At 74.7% G+C, this 6956-nt stretch carries 8 protein-coding genes; 4 read left to right on the top strand and 4 right to left on the bottom strand.

The annotated features are described in order from the left end of the window. Positions 1-636: SOS response-associated peptidase (locus tag ACTUAL_RS27690; RefSeq protein ID WP_440902294.1), on the bottom strand; the 636-nt coding region annotated here is incomplete at its 3' end. 82 nt (positions 637-718) lie between these two features. Here ACTUAL_RS27690 and aroA point away from each other — a divergent pair. The 3 genes from aroA to ACTUAL_RS27675 all read left to right on the top strand — a co-directional run bounded on the left by aroA (position 719) and on the right by ACTUAL_RS27675 (position 3482). Continuing rightward, the gene (aroA, locus tag ACTUAL_RS27685; protein WP_440902293.1) at positions 719-1981 is read left to right on the top strand and encodes a 3-phosphoshikimate 1-carboxyvinyltransferase; all 1263 of its coding nucleotides are present in this window, start codon (positions 719-721) and stop codon (positions 1979-1981) included. A gap of 1 nt (position 1982) precedes the next feature. Beyond that, positions 1983-2969 (top strand): ribosome small subunit-dependent GTPase A, encoded by a 987-nt coding sequence (rsgA, locus tag ACTUAL_RS27680; protein ID WP_440902292.1) that lies wholly within the window; start codon positions 1983-1985, stop codon positions 2967-2969. Positions 2970-3095: 126 nt separating this feature from the next. Beyond that, entirely contained in the window at positions 3096-3482 is a 387-nt protein-coding gene (locus tag ACTUAL_RS27675; RefSeq protein ID WP_041837151.1) for a VOC family protein, read from the top strand. A gap of 28 nt (positions 3483-3510) precedes the next feature. On the opposite strand, the gene ACTUAL_RS27670 is transcribed toward ACTUAL_RS27675, so the two are convergent. The 3 genes from ACTUAL_RS27670 to ACTUAL_RS27660 are packed head-to-tail and all read right to left on the bottom strand — an operon-like array spanning position 3511 to position 6086. Then, positions 3511-4020, bottom strand: coding sequence for a DUF6912 family protein (locus ACTUAL_RS27670; RefSeq protein ID WP_015804986.1), 510 nt, complete (start codon positions 4018-4020; stop codon positions 3511-3513). Continuing rightward, positions 4017-5405 carry a WS/DGAT/MGAT family O-acyltransferase gene (locus tag ACTUAL_RS27665; RefSeq protein ID WP_096496906.1) on the bottom strand — a complete coding sequence of 463 codons (1389 nt, stop codon included), beginning with the start codon at positions 5403-5405 and terminating at the stop codon, positions 4017-4019. The genes ACTUAL_RS27670 and ACTUAL_RS27665 overlap by 4 nt, the downstream gene beginning before the upstream one ends. Positions 5406-5414: 9 nt before the next feature. Further along, positions 5415-6086 carry a phosphotransferase gene (locus tag ACTUAL_RS27660; protein ID WP_096496907.1) on the bottom strand — a complete coding sequence of 224 codons (672 nt, stop codon included), beginning with the start codon at positions 6084-6086 and terminating at the stop codon, positions 5415-5417. 86 nt (positions 6087-6172) lie between these two features. On the opposite strand from ACTUAL_RS27660, the gene ACTUAL_RS27655 reads away from it, so the two are divergent. Further along, positions 6173-6919 (top strand): TrmH family RNA methyltransferase, encoded by a 747-nt coding sequence (locus tag ACTUAL_RS27655; RefSeq protein WP_096496908.1) that lies wholly within the window; start codon positions 6173-6175, stop codon positions 6917-6919. Positions 6920-6956 lie beyond the last annotated feature (37 nt).

Below are 6956 nucleotides of genomic sequence, written 5' to 3'. Positions count from 1 at the left end.
GTTCACCAGGTCGAGGTCGGGGGCCAGCAGCGCGCTCGGGTCGGCGCGGTCGGGGTCGAGCCAGTCGGTCCAGCGGTCCCTCGGGAGGATCAGCGGCATCCGGTGGTGGACCTGGGTCATCTCGCCGACGGCGTCGGTGGTGAGCACGGCGAGGGTGATGATCGGCTTGCGCTCGTCGCCCTCCTGCTGCCACCACACGGACCAGATGCCCGCCATGGCCAGGCTGGAGCCGTCGCCGGGGGTGATGAAGTACGGCTGCTTGCGGCCCTCGCCGGGCTGCCACTCGTACCAGCCCTCGGCGGGCACGAGGCAGCGGCGGCGGGCGGCGGAGTCGCGGTAGGAGGGCTTCTCCAGCACGCTCTCCGACCTGGCGTTGATCATCTTGGCGGCGCCGGAGAGGTCCTTGGCCCAGTGCGGGACCAGGCCCCAGCGCATGGCGCGCACGGTCCGCTCGACCTCGTCGGGCACCGGTTCGCCCCGCGCGTCGCGCGGGTGCCGGTCGACCACCGCGGACACGGTCTTGGTGGGGGCGACGTTGTAGTCCGGCCCTGGGACCGCGCCGTCCGTTGCGTCCACCGCGTCGAACTCGGCCGCCACCTGGGCCGGGTTCTTGGTGGAGGCGTACCTGCCGCACACAACCGATCACCTCCTGGCTCATCGTCGCACGTCGCGGCGACCGGTGCGAGCCGCCGGGAACGGGATGCGGGATCATCTGGGCATGACGCAGCAGTGGCCCGCCCGCACCGCCGGCGGTCCCGTCAACGCGACGGTACCGGTCCCCGGCTCGAAGTCGATCACTAATCGCGCGCTGGTGCTCGCCGCCATCGCCGACGCCCCCTCGGTGCTGCGCGCGCCGCTGCGCAGCCGGGACACGCTGCTGATGGCGGAGGCGCTGCGCGCCCTGGGGGCGCGGATCGAGGACGGCCCGGACGGGTCGTGGCTGGTGCAGCCGGGTGAGCTGCGCGGGTCGGCGCGGGTGGACTGCGGGCTGGCGGGCACGGTCATGCGCTTCCTGCCGCCGGTCGCCGCGCTCGCCGCGGGCGAGGTCGTGTTCGACGGCGACGAGCAGGCGCGGGTGCGGCCCATGGGGACCGTGCTGGGCGCGCTGCGGGCGCTGGGCGCTGACGTGGACGGCGACGCGCTGCCGTTCACCCTGCGCGGCGCGGGCGGGCTGCCCGGCGGCGAGGTGGTGATCGACGCGTCGGCGTCCTCCCAGTTCGTGTCGGGCCTGCTGCTGTCGGGCGCGCGGTACGACGCGGGCGTGACCGTGGCGCACGAGGGCGAGCCGGTGCCGTCGCTGCCGCACATCGAGATGACCGTGGCGATGCTGCGCGAGGCCGGGGTCGTGGTGGACGACTCGGGGCGGGACACCTGGCGGGTCGAGCCGGGGCCGGTCGCGGGGCGCGAGTGGGACGTGGAGCCGGACCTGTCGAACGCGACGCCGTTCCTGGCCGCCGCGGCGGTGACCGGCGGCGAGGTGCTCGTGCCGGGGTGGCCCGCCGCGACGACGCAGGCCGGTGACGCGATCCGGGGCATCCTGGCGGAGATGGGCTGCTCGGTGGAGCTGGGCGCGGACGGGCTGCGGGTGCGCGGCGGCGAGCTGCGCGGGGTGGACCTGGACCTGCACGACGTGGGCGAGCTGACCCCGACCGTGGTGGCGCTGGCGGTGTTCGCGTCCGGGCCGACGGTGCTGCGCGGCATCGCGCACCTGCGCGGGCACGAGACCGACCGGCTCGCGGCGCTGGTCGCCGAGGTGAACGGGCTGGGCGGGGACGCCGAGGAGACCGAGGACGGGCTGCTGATCCGGCCGAGGGCGCTGCGCGGCGGCACGTGGCGGGCGTACGCGGACCACCGGATGGCCACGGCCGGGGCGATCGTCGGGCTGCGGGTGCCCGGCGTGGAGGTGGACGACATCGGCACGACGTCCAAGACGATCCCGGACTTCCCCGGCATGTGGGCGGCGATGCTCGGGCAGCGCTGACGTGGGACGGGATTGGCGCAAGCTGGACGAGTCCGACGTCCGGGTGCGGCCGGGCAAGGGGACCAGGCCCAGGAGCAAGCGGCGGCCGGAGCACGCGGACGCGGTGGGCGCGATGGTCGTCGGCGTCGACCGGGGCCGCTGGACGTGCGCGGTGGACTCCGACCCCGCGCTGCTGGTGACGGCGATGCGGGCGCGGGAGCTGGGGCGCACGCCGGTGGTGGTCGGGGACCAGGTCGGGCTGGTCGGGGACACCTCGGGGCAGCCGGACACGCTGGCCAGGATCGTGCGGGTGGAGGAGCGGTCCAGCGTGCTGCGGCGGACCGCGGACGACACTGACCCGTTCGAGCGGGTCGTGGTGGCGAACGCGGCGCAGCTGGTGATCGTGACGGCGCTGGCCGAGCCGGAGCCGAGGCGCGGGTTCATCGACCGGTGCCTGGTGGCGGCCTACGCGGGTGGGCTGGAGCCGCTGCTGTGCCTGACGAAGTCGGACCTGGCGTCGGCGGACGAGCTGCTGGAGGCGTACGCGGAGCTGGACGTCCCGGTGGTGGTGACCCGGTCGGACGAGGACCCGGTCGCGCTGCGGGAGCGGCTGGTGAACCGGTTGTCGGCGCTGATCGGGCACTCAGGCGTCGGCAAGTCGACGCTGGTCAACCGGCTGGTCCCGGACGCGAACCGGGCCGTGGGCGTGGTGAGCGGGGTCGGGAAGGGGCGGCACACGTCGACCCAGGCGGTGGCGCTGGCGCTGCCCGAGGGCGGGTGGGCGGTGGACACGCCGGGCATCCGCTCGTTCGGGCTGGCGCACATCACGCCGGACGACATCGTGATGGCGTTCCCGGACATGAAGGAGATGGCCGAGGAGTGCCCGCCGGGGTGCGGTCACCTGGGCGGCGAGGAGGACCCGGAGTGCAGGCTCGACGAGCTGGTCACGACGGGGGCCGCGACCGAGCGGCGGCTGGAGTCGCGGGGGAAGTTGGAGGAGTACGACTAGGGGCGGTCCGCCGGGCCACTGAGGGTGGCCCGGTTTCGAATTACCGAGCGCAGTGGTTCACCGGATCAGGCGGCCTACCCCTGAACACAGCCGGTGGAAGCGGCTGCGCGGAGTAACGTCCGCCGGGTGGCAAGGGTGATCGGAATCGGCGGGATCTTCCTCAGAGCGCGCAATCCCGCCCGCCTCGCGGCCTGGTACCGGGCGCACCTCGGCATCCCCATGAACGACCGGGGGACGGTGACCTTCCACTGGGAGGAGACCGCGACCCGCGACAACCCCGGCACCACCACGCTCGCGCTGTTCGCCCAGGACACCGACTACTTCGGCGAGCCGGGCCAGCGGGCCATGCTCAACCTGCGGGTGGACGACCTCGCGGCGCTGCTCGACCGGCTGCGGGCGCACGGCGTCGAGGTGCTGGAGCAGACCGAGGACTCCGAGTACGGGCGGTTCGGGTGGTGCGTCGACCCCGAGGGCAACCGGGTCGAGCTGTGGGAGCCCGCGCGCGGCATGTGAGCCGCGCGCGGGCCCCCCAGGTCCAGCGCTACATCAGCTCCAGCACGAACGGCAGCTCCTGCGGCGCGTACCAGGCCAGCTCGTGGTCCTCGGCGCTGCCGACCGCGAAGTCCGCGTCCGGGTCGCCCAGGTCCGCGGCGTCGATCACGTCGGCCGCCTCGCGCACCGCGTCCTCGGCCTCGGCCGTGTCCAGGTGCACCGCGGCGATCTTCTTGAGCGGGATCGCCCCGGACAGCTTCACCACCGAGAAGTCCAGGTCGGGCCGCAGCTTCACCGCGCCGTCCTCCACGTCCACCGACACCACCGCGCGCCGGGGGCGGGCCTTCTCGTCGCCCGACAGCTCCTGGCCGAGCAGCCGCAGCGACGCCCGCGCGGCGTCGAGCATCGCGGCGTACTCCAGCTCCTCGGTGTCCCCCGCCGCGTACGACTCGCGCAGCGCCGGGGTCAGCGCGAACCCGGTCCCGCCGACCGGGGCGAACTCGCCCGTCTCGACCAGGGCGCGCAGCGACGCGACCGTGGCGGGCAGGTAGACCCTCATCCGGACACCGTTCCCATCAGTTCCTCCACCGACTCCTCGACCATGCCCGCGAGGACGTCCACGTCCGGCATCGCGTCACGGTCAGCGTTCAGCCCGAAGTACACACCACCGTCGTAGGACGTGACGCCGATCGCCAGCGCCTGGCTCTTGGCCAGCGGCACCACGGGGAACATCTCCGTCATCCTCGCGCCCGACGCGTACAGCGGCACCTGCGGGCCCGGAACGTTCGTGACCACGACGTTGAACAGCCGCTTCGAGAAGGAGCTGGCGGCCCGCGCGCCGAGCGCGTGCAGCGTCGGCGGGGCGAACCCGCTGACCCGCACCAGGGTCTGCGCGGCCACCTTCTGGCCGGACTCCTGGTGGGCGCGGGTGGCGTGGCTGACGTGGTGCAACCGCACCACCGGGTTCGGCTCCCCCACCGGCAGGTCCACCAGGTACGCGGACACCTCGCCCGGCCTGCCGTCGGCCGAGCGCACCGACATGGGCGTCATGGCGCGCATGGTCGTGCTGGCCGAGACGACCTCGCCGCGCGAGAGCAGCCAGGCGCGCAGCGCGCCGGTCAGGGCGGCGAGGACGCCGTCGTTGACCGTGCCGCCGTGCGCCCTGCGGATGGCGCGGAACTCGTCGAGGCGGGTCCTGGCCACCGCGAACCGGCGCTGCGGCGAGGAGATCCGCACGTTGAGCGGGCTGCCCGGCGCGGGCGTGGCGGCGGTGCGCACGGCCGAGAGGAGGCCGCCGAGCGCGTCGGTGGCCTTGCGGACGGTGGCGACCGTGTCCAGCGCGGCCGAGCGGGCGTTCTCCACCACCTCGCCGGGCCGCTGCACCGCCTCGGCGACCGCGTCCACGACCAGCTGCAGGCCGCTGGGCTCCGGCTGCGGCATCCACAGGTTCTCGACCTGGCGGCGGGGGGACGCGGACACGTCGAGCATCACCTGGGTGATGTCGGGCGCGCCGACGCCGTCCACCATGGCCTGGTGGGTCTTGGTGACCACGGCGATCCGGTTCCGCGCCAGGCCCTCCACCAGGTAGGCCTCCCACAGCGGGCGGGTGTTGTCGAGCGGGCGGGACATGAGCCTGCCGACCAGGTCGTGCAGCTGCTGGTCGGTGCCCGGCGTGGGCAGCGCGGAGCGGCGCACGTGGTAGGTGACGTCGAAGTCCTGGTCGTCCACCCACACCGGGCGGGCGAGCCTGCCCGGCACGTGCACCACCTTGCGCCGGTAGCGCGGGGCCAGCGAGAGCCGCTGCTCGACCAGGTCGACCAGCCGGTCGTAGTCGAAACCGGCCTTGGGCCTGCGGAACACCGCGACGCTGCCGACGTGCATCGGCGTCGACGCGTCCTCCAGGTAGAGGTACGAGGCGTCCAGCGCGGACAGTCGGTCGGGCATGGGGCCAGGCTATCCGCTGCACCGCTCGACGAGGCGGCTCACGGCCGCGACCTCGGCGTCGTCGCGGCGGGCCCGGCCGAGCCGGATGCGGGCGGCGGCGGGCATGGCGCGGCGCACGGCGGCGTCGACGCGGCCCGCCAGGAACGCGCCGAGGAACGCGCCCCTGACCGGCCTGCGCAGCGGGGCGACCCGGCCGACCTCGACGGCGAGCCAGCTGAGCGCCACGTCGAGGCTGCGGTCGCCGCGCGCGGCGTCGGCCCAGTCCACGAGCACCGGGCCGTCCGGGCCGAGCACGACGTTGCCGGGGTGCAGGTCCAGGTGCAGCAGGGCGCCCTCGCCGGGCAGGAAGTCGGGGGCGGGGACGGCGTCCAGGTCGTGGTGCAGGCGGGCGAGCTGGCGGCCGAGGCGGCGGGCGCGCCACGGCTTGGCGTCCAGCTCCTGCGACATGCGCGGGCCGGGCACGTACTCCATGACGATCTCGGTGGCGTCGGCCTCGGCGACCCTGGGCACCGGGATGCCGTGGGCGCGCAGGTGGCGCATCAGCTCGGCCTCCGGCCGGGGGTCGCGGCCGGAGCGGCTGCGCTTGCGGAGCAGGCCGTCCGGGCGCAGGAAGACATCGGCCTCGCGGCCTCGGGCCAGCAGGTGGTCACGGTGCGCGACGTTGCGCAGACGCGGGGTCATGGGACGATCATCACAGTTGACAGCTGATCCGCAAGGGCTGATCGGGGGTTTCGCGGTGCGCCGGGCGGAGGTGCGACCATGCACGCGTGGAGATCTCGCCCAAGGACAGGTTCGTCACGGTCTACGGCCGCAAGCCCGTGCTGGAGGCGCTGGACGACCCTCGGTTGGAGGTCGACAAGGTGCTGATGGCGGAGGGCGCGCGCGGGCCCGCCGCCAAGGAGATCCTGGACGCCGCCTCGCGGCGCGGGGTCAGGGTGCAGCGGGCGACCGCGCAGCGGGTGAAGGTGCTGGCGGGCAACGGCAGGCACGACCAGGGCGTGCTCGCGGACGTGGTCGCCCCGCGCATGGCGCCGCTCGCGCTGGCCCTGGAGTCCCGGCCGCGCGGGGTGCTGCTGCTGGACGGGATCACCACGCCCGCGAACGTGGGCATGATCCTGCGCACCGCCACGGCGGCGGGCGTCGAGGGGATCGTGGTGCCCCGGCGCGGGGTGGCGTCGATCGACCCGCTCGTGGTGAAGGCGTCGGCGGGGGTGGCGTTCCGGGCGCCGGTGCTGCGCTGCGGGACGGCCGCCGAGGCCGCCGCGCAGCTGCGGGCGGCCGGGTACCCGCTGTTCGCGCTGGACGCGTCGGCGAAGCGGAGCGTGTACGCGGCGGAGCTGCCGGAGCGGGCGGCGTTCGTGCTGGGCAGCGAGACGGCGGGGATCTCGGACGGGGTCAGGGAGCACGTGAGCGACTGGCTGTCGATCCCGATGGCGGCGGGCGTGGAGTCGCTGAACGTGGCGAGCGCGGCGGCGGTGCTGTGCTTCGAGGTGGTCCGCAGGCGCTCGCTCTGAGCGCCTGCCCATCGTCCGGGCGGACGCGCGCTGGTGC

Source organism: Actinosynnema sp. (assembly GCF_052038725.1).
This window is presented reverse-complemented; position numbering and strand designations above follow the sequence as displayed.

Bases quoted from the DNA above. Each gene is read 5' to 3' on its own strand.
- aroA (WP_440902293.1), top strand. From the start codon at position 719: ATGACGCAGCAGTGGCCCGCCCGCACCGCCGGCGGTCCCGTCAACGCG.
- ACTUAL_RS27670 (WP_015804986.1), bottom strand. From the start codon at position 4,020: ATGAGGGTCTACCTGCCCGCCACGGTCGCGTCGCTGCGCGCCCTGGTC.
- ACTUAL_RS27665 (WP_096496906.1), bottom strand. From the start codon at position 5,405: ATGCCCGACCGACTGTCCGCGCTGGACGCCTCGTACCTCTACCTGGAG.
- ACTUAL_RS27660 (WP_096496907.1), bottom strand. From the start codon at position 6,086: ATGACCCCGCGTCTGCGCAACGTCGCGCACCGTGACCACCTGCTGGCC.